The sequence below is a fragment of the Micromonospora sp. WMMD1155 genome (assembly GCF_029581275.1).
GTDB lineage: Bacteria > Actinomycetota > Actinomycetes > Mycobacteriales > Micromonosporaceae > Micromonospora.
In genome coordinates, this window is record NZ_CP120742.1 from 932,813 (window position 1) to 947,410 (window position 14,598).

Consider the following 14,598-nt stretch of genomic DNA (forward strand, 5'->3'; position numbering starts at 1 on the left):
CGCACCGACCTCGCCGAGGCACTGCTCTCCGCGACCGGGTGACCGACAGACGCCGTTTCGGCTGTTCGAGGGGGTTCCCGGCACCGCGTTACGATCCAGCTCATGGAGTCCCTGGACACGGTGCTGGCCGCGCACCGGGCGTACCTGCTCGGTTGGAACATCGGCGCGGTCGGGGGTCCGGACCTGGTCACCTACCGCAGCGACGTGCCGCACCCGACCCTCAACGGCGTGCTGCGGGTGGCCGGTCGCCCACCGCAGGACGCGCTCCGGGAGGCCCGGCAGCGCCTGCACGGCGTACCCCGGGTGTGGTGGGTCGGTCCGGACAGTGACCCCGGCACCGCCGACAGCCTGGTCTCCCTCGGGGCCGTCGAGTTCGCCCGCCTGCCGATCATGACCGCGACGATCGACGAGACAGCGGACGGTCCGGGCCCAGCCGGCCTGCACATCGCCGAGACCACCGACCTGGCCGCGTTCGTCCCCGCCTACGCCCGGGTGTCCGGGATCCCCGCGGACGGGGTGGCGGCCACGATCGACCGGGAGAAGGCGTTCTCCGGTGACGGCACGGTGATCAGACTGGCCGGCCGGCTGGACGACGGCCGGGTCGTCGGAACCGCCGTCGCCTGGCTCAGCCACGGCCTGGTCACGCTCTACTTCGTGGGTACGCAGCCCGAACAGCGGCGCAGCGGCATCGGCACGGCGATGACCAGGGCGGCGCTCCGCCTGGCCGCCGAGCGGGGCGTCCGCACCGCCGCCCTCACCTCGTCGCCGATCGGCGAGTCGGTCTACCGCCACCTCGGTTTCCGGCCGGTGGGCGAGTTCCGCGTGTTGACGTTCTGAGTCCCGCGCGCCGACCGGCCCGGGCGGGCGCGTCTTCGGCGAACCCGAGTGGATCACGAGGGCTACCTGCCGGAAACCATTGACTATGCGGTTCAGACAGCGTTGTCTTTCACTGGCACCTGGGGAGGTACAACAGTGATCGATGGCGTGTCTCTCGTGTTCTGCGTGACCGCCGACGTGTCGGTGCGCGAGCGGATGGTGCGGCGGCTGGACGGGCTCGGCACTCTGGTGATCTGCACCGATCTCGCCGAGTTGCAGGCGATGATCGGCCCGCCCCGGATCGGCGGACCGACCCCGCTCGTCAACCCCGCCGCCGGGTCCGCCGCCGCCCCCGCTCCGGCCGCGGCCCCCGCTCCCCCCGCGGTCCCGGACCCCGCCTCGGGCCGGACCACCCTCGGAGACCTGGAGATCGACGCCCTGGACCACCTGGTGACGTGGCGCGGGCAGCCGCTGGCCCTGACCCGCCTCGAACACCGCCTGCTCACCCATCTCGCCACCGCTCCGGTCGGGGTCTGGACGTACGAGAGGCTCTTCGAATCGGTCTGGGGCGGCGCCTACCTCGGCGACACCTCGGTCCTGCACTCGGCCGTCAAGCGGTTGCGGCGCAAACTGCGCACCGCCGACGCCACCCTGGGCATCCAGACCGTACGCGGCATCGGCTACCGACTCAGCGTGACCTGAGGTCCGGCGGTGACATGCGAAACGGCCCGCCACCGGATGTTCCGGTGACGGGCCGTCCTCCCTGTGGTGGGCGATACTGGGTTTGAACCAGTGACCTCTTCCGTGTCAAGGAAGCGCGCTCCCACTGCGCCAATCGCCCGTGCTTGTTGCCGAGGTGGGGACGGGATTTGAACCCGCGTACACGGCTTTGCAGGCCGTTGCCTCGCCTCTCGGCCACCCCACCGAGGTTGCCCCCGTCATGCGTGGCGGCAGCTCCGAGCGGACGACGGGATTCGAACCCGCGACCCTCACCTTGGCAAGGTGATGCGCTACCAGCTGCGCTACGTCCGCACGCCCCCGGACGTTCCCGGGTGACGGATGAGAACTTTAGCCGAGCCGGTGAGCGCATGCCAACTCGGGGTCGCCCCGGCGCGTCCCGCTCGTGGCGGACGAGGTCACCACCCCACCCCGTGGGCTTCCTAGGAGGATGATCTGGTGTCTCGGCCTGCTGGTGACGGTCACCCTCCGACACCAGCGGGCAACGATCGTCATCACCGCGTCGCAGGCGGCCGGTGACCGCGTCCGCACGCCGGCTCCAGCGGCAGACCTGGATGAATGCTTCCTTACCGAACGACCGACGGCACCTCGGGGAAGTGTCCGGCTTCCGACTGACACAGCGTGGCTCAGCACGCGGCGGTAACTGTTCGTGTTCACTCTGATGGGCTACGGTAACGGTCGTGACGAGACGTGCGGCCGAGATCCGCCTGGATGCCCTGCTGCGCACCGCCTGCGACGTGATCGTGGAGCGCGGTCTGGCCAACACCCGAACGGCGGATGTGGCGAACGCGGCCGGCGTGAGCCAGGCACTGGTCTTCTACCACTTCGCCACCAAGGAACGGTTGCTCGCGCAGGCCTTCGCGTACGCGGTCGAGCAGGATCTGGCCCGACTGGACGCGGTGACCCGCTCCTCGGCCCCGCCACTGACCAAGCTCCGCAGGATCCTCAAGCTCTACACCCCGGCCGGTCGCGCGACCTCCTGGTCCATGTGGATCGACGGATGGTCCGAGTCGCTGCGTACCCCGGAACTGGAGAAGGTCTCCCGCCGACTCGACCTGCGCTGGCGCCAGGACCTGGCCGCGGTGATCTCCACCGGGGTCGCCGACGGCACCTTCCAGTGCGCCGACCCGGACGGGGCCGCCTGGCGGATCAGCGCGGTCATGGACGGCCTCGCGGTCCAACTCGCCGTGCACGACCGGGTGATCTCCCGCCGGCAGTTCGGCGAGTGGGTCCGACTGGTCACCGCCCGGGAGCTCGGCCTGGACCCCGCCGACCTGGACTGAGCGGGGCAGTCGGTCTCAGCCCCCACCAGACCGGGCAAAACGGCTCGGCCCGCCCCGCCGACCGGAACAATCGGCAGCATGGATCTGCTGGAGGCGTACCGCCGGAGCCTGGCCGAGTTCGTCGACCGGGTGGAACAGGTCGAGCCCGGCCAGTGGTCCGACCCGACACCCTGCTCGGACTGGGACGTCCGCACCGTGGTCAACCACGTGGTCGGCGAGGCCCGGTGGAGCGTCCCGCTGCTCGCCGGCCGCACCCTCGAGGAGGTCGGCGACCGATTCGACGGCGACGTGCTGGGCGACGACCCGATCTCCACCGCGCGCGAGGCAGCCGCCCAGGCGGAGATCGCCGCCACCCACCCCGGCACGATCGACCGCACCGTGCACTTGTCCAGTGGTGAGACCCCGGCCGCGGAATACCTCCGGCAACTCCTCGCCGAGCACCTGATCCACGGCTGGGACGTGGCAGTGGCGATCGGCGCGCAACCCCGACTGGACCCGGACGCGGTGCACGTGGCCGCCCGGTGGTTCGCCGGGCAGATCGACGACTACCGGCGCAACAACCTGGTCCGGACCGGGGTACGGGTGCCCGACGACGCCGACGCGCAGGACCACCTCCTGGCCGCCTTCGGCCGCGACCCCGACTGGGCGCCGACCGAATGACCACGCCACCGGCGTGCGAGCGACTGACCACGCCGCACCCGTAGCCGGCCGACCACCGGCCTCACCTCCCCACACCGATCGTCACGACCGCCCCGGGACACCCCGAGGGCGGCTTCGTCTTTCCTCGATCCCGCGACGTGTCGACATTCCCGGACCTTGCCGCCACCACGATCGACTGATATCCACGAATGCACATGCGTCACCACGCCTCGACGGTCGGCGACCGCCGGCCATCCCGCTCCCACGAGGAGGTCCCGTGCCACAACCGGAGTGGTCACCCCCGATGAGCCGGCGTCGACGCCGGCTCATCGCCGTCCTGGCGACGACGGCGACGGTCGCCGCGCTGCTCCCCACCGGCGTGAGCACCGCGGCACCCACCGGCAACACGGCGTCCGCCGAGCGCAGTTCCGGACCGTTCGCCGAGGGCCACGAGCCCGCCGACGCCGACAACCGCACCGGTACGGCCGCACCCGACGCCCGCCAGCGCGGGTTGGCCCGCGCCGCCGACCCCGACGTCCGGTGGAACCGGCTCGGCACGCCGCAGTCGCTCGGGCCCGGCCGCACCCCTCTCGCGACCGGGCTGCCCACCGACCCGGAGGCCGCTGCCCGCGCCTACCTGACCGCCAACCGCGACCTGTTCGGGCTGGACGCCACCTCGGTGGCCGCCATGGAACGGGTGCTGGTCCGGCCGATCGGCAGCGGCGCCGTGGTCACCCTCCGGCAACGCTTCGGCGACCTGCCCGCCGGACCGGACGGCCTCGTCACCGTCGCGGTCGCCAAGGGCGCGGTGCTCTCGGTCAGCTCGTCGCTGGCCCGCGACGACAGGGTCCCCGCACCGGCCACCCGCACCCCCGAGCAGGCGTACGCGGCGGCGCTCGCCGACGCCGGGCTGACCGCCGACGAGGTGGCCGACCACACCGTCCGGGCGGTGGCCGTGCCCACCCCGCTGGACGGGCCCCGGGCCGCGTACGAGGTCACCATGATCGGCAGGGGCACCGAGCACCCCGCCGCGTTCACCAGCTACGTGGACGGCAGCACCGGCACGGTGCTGGTCCGCGAGGACCTGGTCGACTACGACTCCGACAACCCCAGCTGGGCGGTCTTCCCGGCCACCCTGCCCCGCGACCTCGGGCCGGGGCAGGACCCCCGGGTGCGGTGGTGCGGCGACCCGGTGCCCGGGTGCGTGGCCGCCTGGCGCGACCCGGCCACCGGCCAGCCGTGGGACGTCGACGCGGCCACCGGCACGCCGACCTTCACCTCGCGCGGCAACTCGGCCAACACGGTGCTGTCCTGGGGTGCGGGCACCCCGGTCGTCCCGGCCCCCACCAGCCCGGAGCGCCGCTACGAGTACCCGTTCACCGACCAGTGGCACCAGGCGAAGTGCAACCCGGAGGTGTTCACCTCCACCCAGCGCAACGACGCGGACGCCTCGATCGCCAACCTGTTCGCCATGCACAACCGCATGCACGACTGGTCGTACCGGTTGGGCTTCACCGAGTCGGCGTGGAACCTCCAGGCGGTCAACCTCACCCCGGACGGGCTGGGCGGGGACGCCGAGCAGGGCCGCGCCCAGCAGGGCGCGTTGACCGGCAACCGCAACAACGCCAACCAGGGCACCCCGCGCGACGGGCTGCCGCCGACCACCAACATGTACCTGTGGCAGCCGCAGGCGGGCGGGCCGTACCCGCCGTGCGTGGACGGCGACTACGACATGACGGTGATCGGCCACGAGTACACCCACGCGATCACCAACCGGATGATCGCCGGTCCGGACAGCGGCATCAGCGGTCACCAGGGCGGGGCGATGGGCGAGTCGTGGGGCGACCTGCTCGCCGCCGAGTACCTCTTCCAGCACGGGCTGCGCGCGCCCGGCGAGACGCCCTTCATCACCGGCGGCTACGTCACCGGCAATCTGGTCAGCGGCATCCGCAACCACGACCCCAGCCGCAGCCCGCTGAACTACTCCGACATCGGCTACAACACCGGCGGCCCGGCCGTGCACGCCGACGGGGAGATCTGGGGCGCCACGAACCTCCGGGTCCGCTCCGCGCTGGTGAAGCGGTACGGCCTCGGCACCGGTCAGCGGCAGCTCGACTGCGCACAGGGGAAGGTGGCCGCCGACCAGTGCCCGGGCAACCGGCGCTGGTCGCAGCTGGTGTTCGACTCGTTCCTGCTCCAGGCCGCCAGCCAGGTCAGCATGCTCGACATGCGGGACAACATGCTCACCGCCGACCTGCTCCGCTTCGGCGGCGCCAACCAGGATCTGATCTGGGCCGAGTTCGCCCGCTCCGGAATGGGCCGGGACGCCGCCACCAACGGCGCCGCCGACACCGACCCGACGCCGAGCTTCGCCTCACCGCGCGGCGGCAACGCGACGCTCACCCTGCGCCCGCGCGGGGACAGCGCCGACGCGCCGATCCGGGTGTACGTCGGGGCGTACGAGGCTCGGGCCACGCCGATCGCGGACACCGACCCGGCCACATCGATCCCGGACACCGTGGAGTTGGTGGCCGGCACGTACGACCTGCTGGCCGTGGCTCCCGGCTTCGGGCACCAGCGGCTCGGCACGACGGTCAAGGCGGGTCAGAACGGATACCTGGACCTGCGGATGAGCCGCAACCTGGCGTCCACCGCGTCCGGGGCGACGGTCACCGGCGACGGGGTCAACCTGGACCGGGTCGCCGACGACACCGAGGCGACGAACTGGGCCTCGCTGGACGGGGTGGCCGGCCGGCAGCTCACCGTGGCGTTGTCGGGCGACGGCCCGCAGACGGTCAAGCGGGTGAACGTCAGCGCGATGCTGCGCCCGGCGATCACCGGTGACGCCGACACCGGCAGCCAGAACGCGCTCAGCGCGCTGCGCTCGTTCGCGGTGTCCGCCTGCGACGCGACGACGACCGACTGCGCGGACCCGGCGCGGTGGAAGCGCATCTACACCAGCGCCGACGACGCGTTCCCCGGCGGGGCGTACCGGGCGTACGTCCGGGACATCAACCTGCGGACGTTCGCGGTGCCCACCACCCTCGCCACCCACCTGCGGCTGGAGGTGCTGGCCAGCCAGTGCACCGGCGGTCCGCAGTACGCGGGCGAGCAGGACGACGACCCGGCCACGACGACGGACTGCGCGACCGCCAGCCCGGCCCGGGCCCAGGTCCGGATCGCCGAGTTCCAGGCGTTCTCGAAGTGACGCGGTGGGGGCCGGCTGCCGCCGCCGGCCCCCACCGCCCTCGATCAGCGGCGGGCCGGCCGCCACCGGTCGACCGTGGGGCGTTCCCAGCGCCGGTCCACCGGCGGGTCGTCGGCCCCGTCGGCACCGTCGGCCCCGTCACCGGGAGCCCGGGTCAGGTGCCGCAGCCGCAGCAGCAACCCCATGCCGAGGAAGAGCAGCAGCGCACCGAGCAGGAAGGCGGCCTGCACCGCGCCGAACCCACCGGACTGCGACACCGGGCGTCCGGCCGGCGGTGCGGCGTCGACCGGGTAGTCGGCGACCGGTTCCTCCCCGGCCGTGCTCTCCTCCTCGGCCGGCTCGCTCGGCGGATCGGTGGGCTCCGGCGGCGTGGCGCTCGGCTTCGGCTTGCTGGTCGGGGTGCCACCCGCGCCCACCACCGAACGGGTGGCGGTCTGCCGGGCCAGCAGACGCGAGTCGGCGTCGTACGCCTCGGCGGCGAGGGTGACGCGTCCCTGGGTGACGTCCTCGGCGAAGGCCACCCGATAGCGGGCGGTGACGGTGCGGCCCGGGCAGAGGGTGCCCGGGTCGAGCTGCCGGTCGGTCAGCCGGGCCACGTCGCCCTCGGTCCGGATGTCCAGGGGGAAGTCCCCGGCCTCCTCCACCCGGTCCATCTTGACCTGGTCGAGTCGGAGGCCCTGCACGCTCAACACCATCGACCAGCGCACCTTCACACAGCCTCCGCGCCGGTCGGTGCGGGAGACGACCGCGGACACCGTGCGTACCTGCTCACCGGCGGTGAAGCGGGCCGGCAACCCACTCAGTTCGGTGGTGAACGCCGCCTGCGCCGGGGCGGCCGATGCCAGCCCCACCCCGCTCAGACAGGCCAGCACCACCCCGACCCGCACCGCGTACCGCCACACCGTCACCACCGCCGCCCTCCGTTCGGTCGCCTCCACTGGGCAACGCTAGGAGCACCGCCTGGGCCCGACCAGACGGGTGTGTTCGCACCGGGCGGTAAGGACGGGAGGGCTTTTCACCGACCGTGGTGAACCGGTCACCACTCCCCCACGACACGCCCGGAGTCGGGCCGCTGGGACAATCGGCGACGTGTCCGAGCTCTCCAGCACGTTCGTCCGGCTGCATGCCCGGCTCGCCCCGGTGGCGTTCGTCCCCGAGGTGCGGCTGCACCAGGCCGACGAGCCGATCGGGCTGTGGGAGCTGACCGAGGGCCAGTTCTCCACCGACCGGCCGCCACCGTTCTGGGCGTTCGCCTGGGCCGGTGGGCAGGCGCTCGCCCGCTACGTGACCGACCACCCGGAGCTGGTCACCGGCCGTCGGGTGCTCGACCTGGCCTCCGGCTCCGGCCTGGTGGCCATCGCCGCCGCCCGTGCCGGCGCGGCGTCCGTGCGGGCCGTCGAGGTGGACGAGCTGGCGGTCGCGGCCGTCGCCCTCAACGCCGAGGCCAACGGGGTACGCGTCGACGCCGAGCTGGGCGACATCCTCGACGGCGACGCCGGGGACGCCGAGGTGGTGCTCGCCGGTGACGTCTTCTACAGCGACGCGATGGCTCGCCGGTTCCTGCGGTTCCTCCTCCGGGCCACCCGGGCCGGCGCGCCGGTGCTGGTCGGTGACCCCGGTCGGGCGTTCCTGCCCCGGGACCGCTTCGACGAGTTGGCCGTGTACGACGTGCCGGTGCCGGAGGCGCTGGAGAGCGTCCGGGTGAAGCGCACCACCGTCTGGCGACTGCGGGCCGGGCTTCCGGGGGCCTCCGGCTAGCGTGTCCGGGTGCTGTTCCGCAGCTGGGCGCAGGTGACCGACCCCGCATGGCCGGACGTGGCCCGGGTGTCGGACCACGTCGGCGGCACCCACCTGGTCGTCACCCGGCACGCGTTGGTCCGTCAGGTCCTCACCGACCCGGTCACCTACCGGCCGGACAACGCGCTGGACGCGGTGACACCGATGCCGGTGACCGCGCTGCGGGTGCTCGCCGGGCACCGGTTCCGGCTACCGCCGACCCTGGCGAACAACTCCGGCGTCAGCCATCCGCAGATCCGGGCGATCGTCGCGGACGCGTTGCACCCCGCCCGGGTGGCCGCGCAACGGCAGTGGCTCACCGCGCTGGTCCGGGAGCGGGTCGACCGGCTCACCGCCGCGCTCGACGCCGACGAGTCGGTCGACCTGTACGCGGACCTCGCCGCCGACCTGCCGCTGCTGGTGCTGGCCCGGCTGGTGGAGTTGCCGGACGCCCCGGTCGGCGCGGTCAAGGAGTTCGCCCGTGCCGCGCTGGAGTTGTTCTGGGCACCGCTGGACACCGAACGGCAGGCGGCGCTCGCCGCCGAGGTGGGCCGCTTCCACCGCGTACTGCGGGACTTCGCGGCCACCGGCGGCGGCCTGGCGGCCGAGTTGCGCGCGGCCGGGCACCCGCCGGACGTGGTGGTCGGCGCGCTCTTCTTCCTGCTGGTCGCCGGGCAGGAGACCACCTCTCAGTTCCTCACCCTGCTGCTGCACCGGCTGGCCGGCGAGCCGGCGGTACGGGCCGGTCTGCGCACCGGCGAGGTCGCCGTCGCCGACGTGGTCGAGGAGGGGCTGCGGCTGGAACCGCCGATCGTCACCTGGCGGCGGGTGGCGGCGACGGACAGCACGCTGGGCGGGACGGCGGTGCCGGCGGGCAGCAGCCTGGTGCTGTGGTTGGGTCGCGCCGGTCGGGACCCCGCGATCGTGGAGTCGCCCGACGAGTTCCGGCCGGGTCAGCGCGGGTCCCGTCGACACCTGGCGTTCGGGGCGGGCGCGCACCGCTGCGTCGGTGACGTGCTGGCCCGCATGGAGGCGGCCGTGGTGGTGGCCGAGGCCACGCCGCTGCTGGACGGGGTGCGGGTGGTCCGTCCGCCCTGGTGCCCGGACAACCTCACCTTCCGGATGCCGGACGCCTTCGTCGTCCGGCGCTCGCCGGTCGCACCGGAGTGACGCCGCTTCGGTAGGTTTCCGGGCGTGTCAGCGACCCCTGCCCGCCGGATCCTCGCCGCCGTGACACTTCTGGCCCTGCTGGTGCTGAGTGGCTGCACAGTCGGCCCGGCCCTGCACGTCCGACGGATCGTCGCGCACCAGCCGACCCCGTCCGCATCGCCGTTCGCGCCGTCGGCCTCGCCGTCCACCTCGCCGTCCACGACGGTGCAGCCCGCACCCGGGAGCCTGGACTGGTACCTGGCGCAGGTGCCGACCTTCCCCGAGGCGCCACCGCCGCAACCGGTGCCGCTGCCGACGACCGGCGCGGCCCCGTTCTGGCACCGCCTGCCGACCGACCAGAGGGTCGCCTTCATCACCATCGACGACGGCGGCCTGGCCCGCCCGAGCGACGTGGCCGACTTCGTCTGGCGGGCGCGAATCCCGGTCACCGTGTTCCTGAACTCACCGGCGGCCGAGGAGCACCCCGAGTACTTCCGGCAGATCCAGGTCGCGGGCGGGGTCGTCGAGAACCACACGATCAACCACAACTCGCTGGCCGGTCGGTCGTACGACTACCAGAAGCGGGAGATCTGCGGGGCCGCCGACAAGCTGGAGGCGCTGTTCGGCAAGCGCCCGACCCTGTTCCGCCCACCGTTCGGCGAGCACGACGGCACCACGTTGAGGGCCGCCCACGACTGCGGCGCGAAGGCGGTCTTCCACTGGACCGAGACCGTCCACGAGGGGAGGGTGCGCTACCAGACCCCGGAGAAGGTGGTCCAACCCGGCGACGTGCTGCTCATGCACTTCCGGCCGGCGCTGATGGACGACCTCCTCGCGGCGTTGAAGGCGATCCACCGTGCCGGACTCACCCCGGCGCTGCTGGAGGACTACGTGCCCTGACACCGCCGGGGTATGACGAAGGTCAGGGTCGGGAGGTGCCGTTCGGGCGCGGTGCGCGGACCGCCTGCTCGCCTAGCGTCAACGCATGATCACATTACGTGGGTTGACGAAACGCTTCGGCGCGACGGTCGCTGTCGACGCGTTGACAGTCGACATCGCGCCCGGCCGGGTCACCGGGTTCCTCGGCCCCAACGGCGCGGGCAAGTCCACCACCATGCGGATGGTCCTCGGGCTGGACCGGCCCACCGCCGGGCAGGCCCTGGTCAACGGGCGCGCGTACCGGGAGTTGCGCCGACCGCTGCACGAGGTGGGGGCACTGCTCGACGCCCGGGCCATCCACCCGACCCGGTCCGGCCGGGCGCACCTGCTGAGCATGGCCCGCAGCAACGGCATCCCCAGCAAACGGGTGGACGAGGTGCTGGACACCGTCGGCCTGGACGCGCGGGCCGCCCGCAAGCCCGGGCGAACCCTCTCCCTCGGCATGGGCCAGCGGCTCGGCATCGCCGGTGCGCTGCTCGGCGACCCGCCGGTGCTGATGTTCGACGAGCCGGTGAACGGCCTCGACCCGGACGGGGTGCGCTGGGTACGTCACCTGATGCGCTCACTGGCGGACGAGGGGCGGACGGTCTTCGTCTCCAGCCACCTGATGAGCGAGATGCAGCTCACCGCCGACCAACTCGTGGTGATCGGTCGGGGACGGCTGCTCGCCGACGCGCCCACCGACGAGGTGATCGCCGGCAGCCCGGTCGCGGTCCGGGTGCGCAGCCCGCACCCGGACGGCCTGGCCGCCCTCGCCGCGCGCCTGACCGCCGCCGGGGCGACGGTCACGGCCGCCGACCGGAACGAACTGACCGTCACCGGCGTCACCGTGGACCGGGTCGGGGACCTGGCCCACGAACTCGGGGTACGACTGCACGAGCTGACCCCGCACGGCGCGTCACTGGAAGAGGCGTTCATGGAACTCACCGCCGACAGCGTCGAGTACGCGGGCGGACCGACCGGAGGTGGCGCGCGATGAGCACCAGTAACCGTGGTGGCATCCTGACCGCCGAGTGGACCAAGCTCTCCTCGGTGCGGAGTACCTGGTGGACGGCGCTGGCCGGGCTGCTGGTGACGGCAGCGGGCGCCGGCCAACTGGCCATCTACGTCGCCAACGGCAACACCAACGACGATCCGGCTGACGACGCCGGCGTCGTCACCGTCGGCAGTGTGCTGATCGACTCGGTCGAGCTGACCCAGTACGTGGTGTTGGCGCTCGGCCTGCTGGCGATCACCTCCGAGTTCACCAGCGGCACCATCCGGACCACGTTGCAGTGCACTCCGTCGCGTGGTCGCGTACTCCTGGGCAAGGCCGTGGTCGCCGGAGCCGTCACGTTCGCCCTCGGTCTGCTGCTCGGCGGCGTCGGCGCCCTGGTCGCCGGGCCGGTGCTCGGCGAATGGGGCAGCGCCCCGGCCGCCGAGACGATCGGCGACATCGTGGCGGTGGCGGTCTACCTGGCGCTGGTCGGCGTGCTCGCGCTCGGCCTCGGCGCCGCGCTGCGCAGCGCGGTCCTGACGCTCACCGTGCTGCTGGCCACCCTGATGATCGTGCCGCTGTCCCTCCAGGAACCCGACATCGACGTGCTGACCCGCATCGCCGACGTGTTCCCCGGCGTGGCCGGCAATCACTTCCTGGCCGGAGACACCGAGCCGTACCCCAGCCTGGTCGGGTTGCTCCTGCTCGCCGGATGGGCCGGCGCCGCGCTCCTGCTGGGCCGGGCCGCCCTGCGCCGCCGAGACGCGTGACGACCACGGCTGAGCGGGGGCGGCCCGGCCCCCGCTCAGCCGTCGACCAGCCCCGCCTCGTACGCGAGGATCGCCGCCTGCACCCGGTTGCGCACGTCCAACCGGGTGAAGATGCTGGTCAGGTAACTCTTCACGGTGCCCTCCACCAGGTGCAGCCGGCGGGCGATCTCGGCGTTGGACAACCCCGCCCCCACCAGGGCCAGCACCTCCCGTTCCCGCTCGGTCAACCCGGCCGTCCGGTCCCGCGCCACGGGTCGGCGGGCCAACCGCCCGGCGCCCAACTCGATCACCCGGCGGGCCACGGTCGGCGACAGGTACGCGCCGCCGTCCGCGACCGCGTGCACCCCGGCGATCAACTCACGAGGGTCGCCGGCCTTGAGCAGGAACCCGCTCGCGCCGTGCCCGAGTGCCCGCGCCACGTGGTCGTCCTCGCCGAACGTGGTCAGCATGATCGTCGCGGTGTCCGGCACGACCCGACGGATCTCGGCGGCCGCCGCCAACCCGTCCAACCGGGGCATCCGGATGTCCAGCAACGCGACCCGGGGTCGGTGCGCGCGGACCAACTCCACCGCCTGGTGCCCGTCGCCCGCCTCGGCGACCACCTCGATGCCGGGATCGGTGGCGAGGATCGCCCGGACACCGGCACGGATCATCGCCTCGTCGTCGGCCAGGACCACCCGGACCGGCCCGGCCCCGGCCGTGTCGCTGTTCACTACGCGATCCACTCCTTGCTGGCCAACCGGCCGTCGGTGAAACAGAGCCGCCAGGTCGGCTGAGCGAGGGGGAAGTTGCCGTCGGTGTAGTACTCACAGCCGTCCCGGTTCGCCGTCGTCGGGCGTTCCAACGGCCGCCGGGGCAGGCCGGTCAGCTCCGCGCGCGCCGTACCGAGACGCATCTGATCGAAGGTGGCCCGGTCGAGCACCGTGCCCGCCGTCGCCACCGGGTAGTAGACGAGCGAGAGCACCAAAGCGAACCCGGCCGGTGCCACCAGAGCCACCAGCAGGCTGCGCCGCACCCGTCGGCGGGCGTCGTGCAACCGCCGCTCCGCGTCCACCGGCCGGTCCACCGCACCGGGCTCCGCCGCGTCGAGAGGTGCCGCCGGGTTCACCCCGGCGGGGCCCTCCATCGCCCCGGTGGCCGGCAGCACCGCCCGCACGGCGAAACCACCGCCGGTACGGGAGCCGGCGCGCAGCGTGCCACCGGCGAGACGGACCCGCTCGGCGAGGGCGAGCAACCCGCTGCCCTGCGACGGCGGGGCGGGCAACGGCCCCGCCGTCGGGGCGTCGTTGACGACGGCCACCTCCACCCGGTCACCCGTACGGATCACCGACACCTCGACCGGAGCGCCGGGCGCGTACCGAGCGGCATTGGTCAACGCCTCCCGCACGATCCGGTGCGCGGCGTGCCCGGTCATCGCCGGTAGCTCAGCGACCGCCGGGGCCGCCTCCAGGCGCACCGCCATGCCGGCCTCCCGGGCGCCCTCGACCAGCTCGGCGACGGTCTCCCCGCTCGGACGCACCGACGCGCCCCCCTCCTCACGGAGCACCCCGATGATCTCGTGCAGTCGCTCGGTGGCAGCGGAGACACTGGCCCGCAACTCCCCCGCCGCCGCCCGGTGCCGCTCGTCGAGGTCGGCGGTCACCTCCAGGGCGGCGGCGCGCAACGCGATCAGGCTGAGGTCGTGACCGAGTGAGTCGTGCATCTCCCCCGCGATCCGGGCCCGCTCCCGCAGCCGGATCCGTTCGGCGGCACCACGCTGCTCCCGGGCCGACGCCTCCACGTGCCGTCGACCGGCGTCGACCAATTCCTGCTGCTGACGCCGGTACCGGCCGACCAGCCAGGGGAACACCGCCGCGAACAGCAGCACCGAGGCGAGCAGGAACCAGGTGGCCGCGCCGGTGCCGAGCAGCCCCAGGTTGAGCGCCGTGCCGCCGGCCACGATCAGCACGAAGACCCCGGCCGCCGGACCGACCGACGCGGCACGCCGCCCGGCGAGGTAACTGAAGACCGGAATCGCGAACACGAAGTTGCCGTCGACCACCGACCCCAGCACCACCAGCACGAGGGCGACCAACGGCTGACGTCGACACGCCGCCACCGCCGCGCCGAGCAGCGACACCTTGGCCAGCGTCAGCGGCACCGCGTACGGCGCGTAGGGCGGGCTGAACCCGGCGTAACCCACCGGGGCGGCCACCACCGCCCAGAGCAGCACGTCCGACAGCAGGCGACGCCGCCGGTCCCACCAACCCGGCGGCCAGTAGTCGAGGATCCGCACGGCGGTCAGGCTACCCACGCCCGACCTGC

The 14,598-nt window shown here is 73.2% G+C and carries 13 protein-coding genes and 3 tRNA genes; 10 read left to right on the forward strand and 6 right to left on the reverse strand.

What is annotated here, in order from left to right; all coding sequences use genetic code 11:
* Positions 1-102 precede the first annotated feature (102 nt).
* A complete protein-coding gene (locus O7617_RS03970; RefSeq protein WP_282261570.1) occupies positions 103-837 on the forward strand; it encodes a GNAT family N-acetyltransferase in 735 nt (244 codons plus the stop codon).
* A 177-nt stretch (positions 838-1,014) separates the two neighbouring features.
* Positions 1,015-1,518, forward strand: a complete 504-nt coding sequence (locus O7617_RS03975) for a winged helix-turn-helix domain-containing protein (protein ID WP_282264625.1) — start codon at positions 1,015-1,017, stop codon at positions 1,516-1,518.
* A 64-nt stretch (positions 1,519-1,582) separates the two neighbouring features.
* On the opposite strand, the gene O7617_RS03980 is transcribed toward O7617_RS03975, so the two are convergent.
* From O7617_RS03980 to O7617_RS03990, 3 genes are all read right to left on the reverse strand, one after another.
* A tRNA-Val gene (locus tag O7617_RS03980) sits at positions 1,583-1,657 on the reverse strand.
* Positions 1,658-1,670: 13 nt separating this feature from the next.
* Positions 1,671-1,741 (reverse strand) — tRNA-Cys (locus tag O7617_RS03985).
* A gap of 34 nt (positions 1,742-1,775) precedes the next feature.
* Positions 1,776-1,848: transfer RNA gene (locus O7617_RS03990), tRNA-Gly, on the reverse strand.
* 386 nt (positions 1,849-2,234) lie between these two features.
* On the opposite strand from O7617_RS03990, the gene O7617_RS03995 reads away from it, so the two are divergent.
* From O7617_RS03995 to O7617_RS04005, 3 genes are all read left to right on the forward strand, one after another.
* Positions 2,235-2,837, forward strand: a complete 603-nt coding sequence (locus O7617_RS03995) for a TetR/AcrR family transcriptional regulator (protein WP_282261571.1) — start codon at positions 2,235-2,237, stop codon at positions 2,835-2,837.
* A gap of 78 nt (positions 2,838-2,915) precedes the next feature.
* A complete protein-coding gene (locus O7617_RS04000; protein ID WP_282261572.1) occupies positions 2,916-3,497 on the forward strand; it encodes a TIGR03086 family metal-binding protein in 582 nt (193 codons plus the stop codon).
* 256 nt (positions 3,498-3,753) lie between these two features.
* Positions 3,754-6,684 carry a M36 family metallopeptidase gene (locus O7617_RS04005; RefSeq protein ID WP_282261573.1) on the forward strand — a complete coding sequence of 977 codons (2,931 nt, stop codon included), beginning with the start codon at positions 3,754-3,756 and terminating at the stop codon, positions 6,682-6,684.
* A gap of 44 nt (positions 6,685-6,728) precedes the next feature.
* Here the strand turns inward: O7617_RS04005 and O7617_RS04010 are convergent, their stop codons facing one another.
* Positions 6,729-7,622, reverse strand: a complete 894-nt coding sequence (locus O7617_RS04010) for a hypothetical protein (protein ID WP_282261574.1) — start codon at positions 7,620-7,622, stop codon at positions 6,729-6,731.
* Between the two features lie 151 nt (positions 7,623-7,773).
* Between O7617_RS04010 and O7617_RS04015 the strand changes: the two genes are divergently transcribed.
* From O7617_RS04015 to O7617_RS04035, 5 genes are all read left to right on the forward strand, one after another.
* Positions 7,774-8,442: a 50S ribosomal protein L11 methyltransferase gene (locus O7617_RS04015; protein WP_282261575.1), complete on the forward strand. Its 669-nt coding sequence runs from the start codon at positions 7,774-7,776 to the stop codon at positions 8,440-8,442.
* A 9-nt stretch (positions 8,443-8,451) separates the two neighbouring features.
* The gene (locus O7617_RS04020; protein WP_282261576.1) at positions 8,452-9,630 is read left to right on the forward strand and encodes a cytochrome P450; all 1,179 of its coding nucleotides are present in this window, start codon (positions 8,452-8,454) and stop codon (positions 9,628-9,630) included.
* Between the two features lie 24 nt (positions 9,631-9,654).
* On the forward strand, positions 9,655-10,509 hold the full coding sequence (locus O7617_RS04025; protein ID WP_282261577.1) for a polysaccharide deacetylase family protein: 855 nt from the start codon (positions 9,655-9,657) through the stop codon (positions 10,507-10,509).
* Between the two features lie 85 nt (positions 10,510-10,594).
* Positions 10,595-11,527: an ATP-binding cassette domain-containing protein gene (locus tag O7617_RS04030; RefSeq protein WP_282261578.1), complete on the forward strand. Its 933-nt coding sequence runs from the start codon at positions 10,595-10,597 to the stop codon at positions 11,525-11,527.
* Positions 11,524-12,294 carry an ABC transporter permease subunit gene (locus O7617_RS04035; RefSeq protein ID WP_282261579.1) on the forward strand — a complete coding sequence of 257 codons (771 nt, stop codon included), beginning with the start codon at positions 11,524-11,526 and terminating at the stop codon, positions 12,292-12,294. Before O7617_RS04030 ends, O7617_RS04035 begins: the two co-directional genes overlap by 4 nt.
* Positions 12,295-12,329: 35 nt before the next feature.
* Here O7617_RS04035 and O7617_RS04040 read toward each other — a convergent pair whose 3' ends face one another.
* Together O7617_RS04040 and O7617_RS04045 are read right to left on the reverse strand one after the other, a co-directional pair.
* The gene (locus O7617_RS04040; RefSeq protein ID WP_282261580.1) at positions 12,330-13,007 is read right to left on the reverse strand and encodes a response regulator transcription factor; all 678 of its coding nucleotides are present in this window, start codon (positions 13,005-13,007) and stop codon (positions 12,330-12,332) included.
* A complete protein-coding gene (locus O7617_RS04045) occupies positions 13,007-14,587 on the reverse strand; it encodes a histidine kinase (RefSeq protein WP_282261581.1) in 1,581 nt (526 codons plus the stop codon). The genes O7617_RS04040 and O7617_RS04045 overlap by 1 nt, the downstream gene beginning before the upstream one ends.
* Between the last annotated feature and the right edge of the window lie 11 nt (positions 14,588-14,598).

Coding starts and splice junctions, on each gene's coding strand:
- O7617_RS04030 (WP_282261578.1), top strand. CDS start 10,595: ATGATCACATTACGTGGGTTGACGAAACGCTTCGGCGCGACGGTCGCT.
- O7617_RS04000 (WP_282261572.1), top strand. CDS start 2,916: ATGGATCTGCTGGAGGCGTACCGCCGGAGCCTGGCCGAGTTCGTCGAC.
- O7617_RS03970 (WP_282261570.1), top strand. CDS start 103: ATGGAGTCCCTGGACACGGTGCTGGCCGCGCACCGGGCGTACCTGCTC.
- O7617_RS04035 (WP_282261579.1), top strand. CDS start 11,524: ATGAGCACCAGTAACCGTGGTGGCATCCTGACCGCCGAGTGGACCAAG.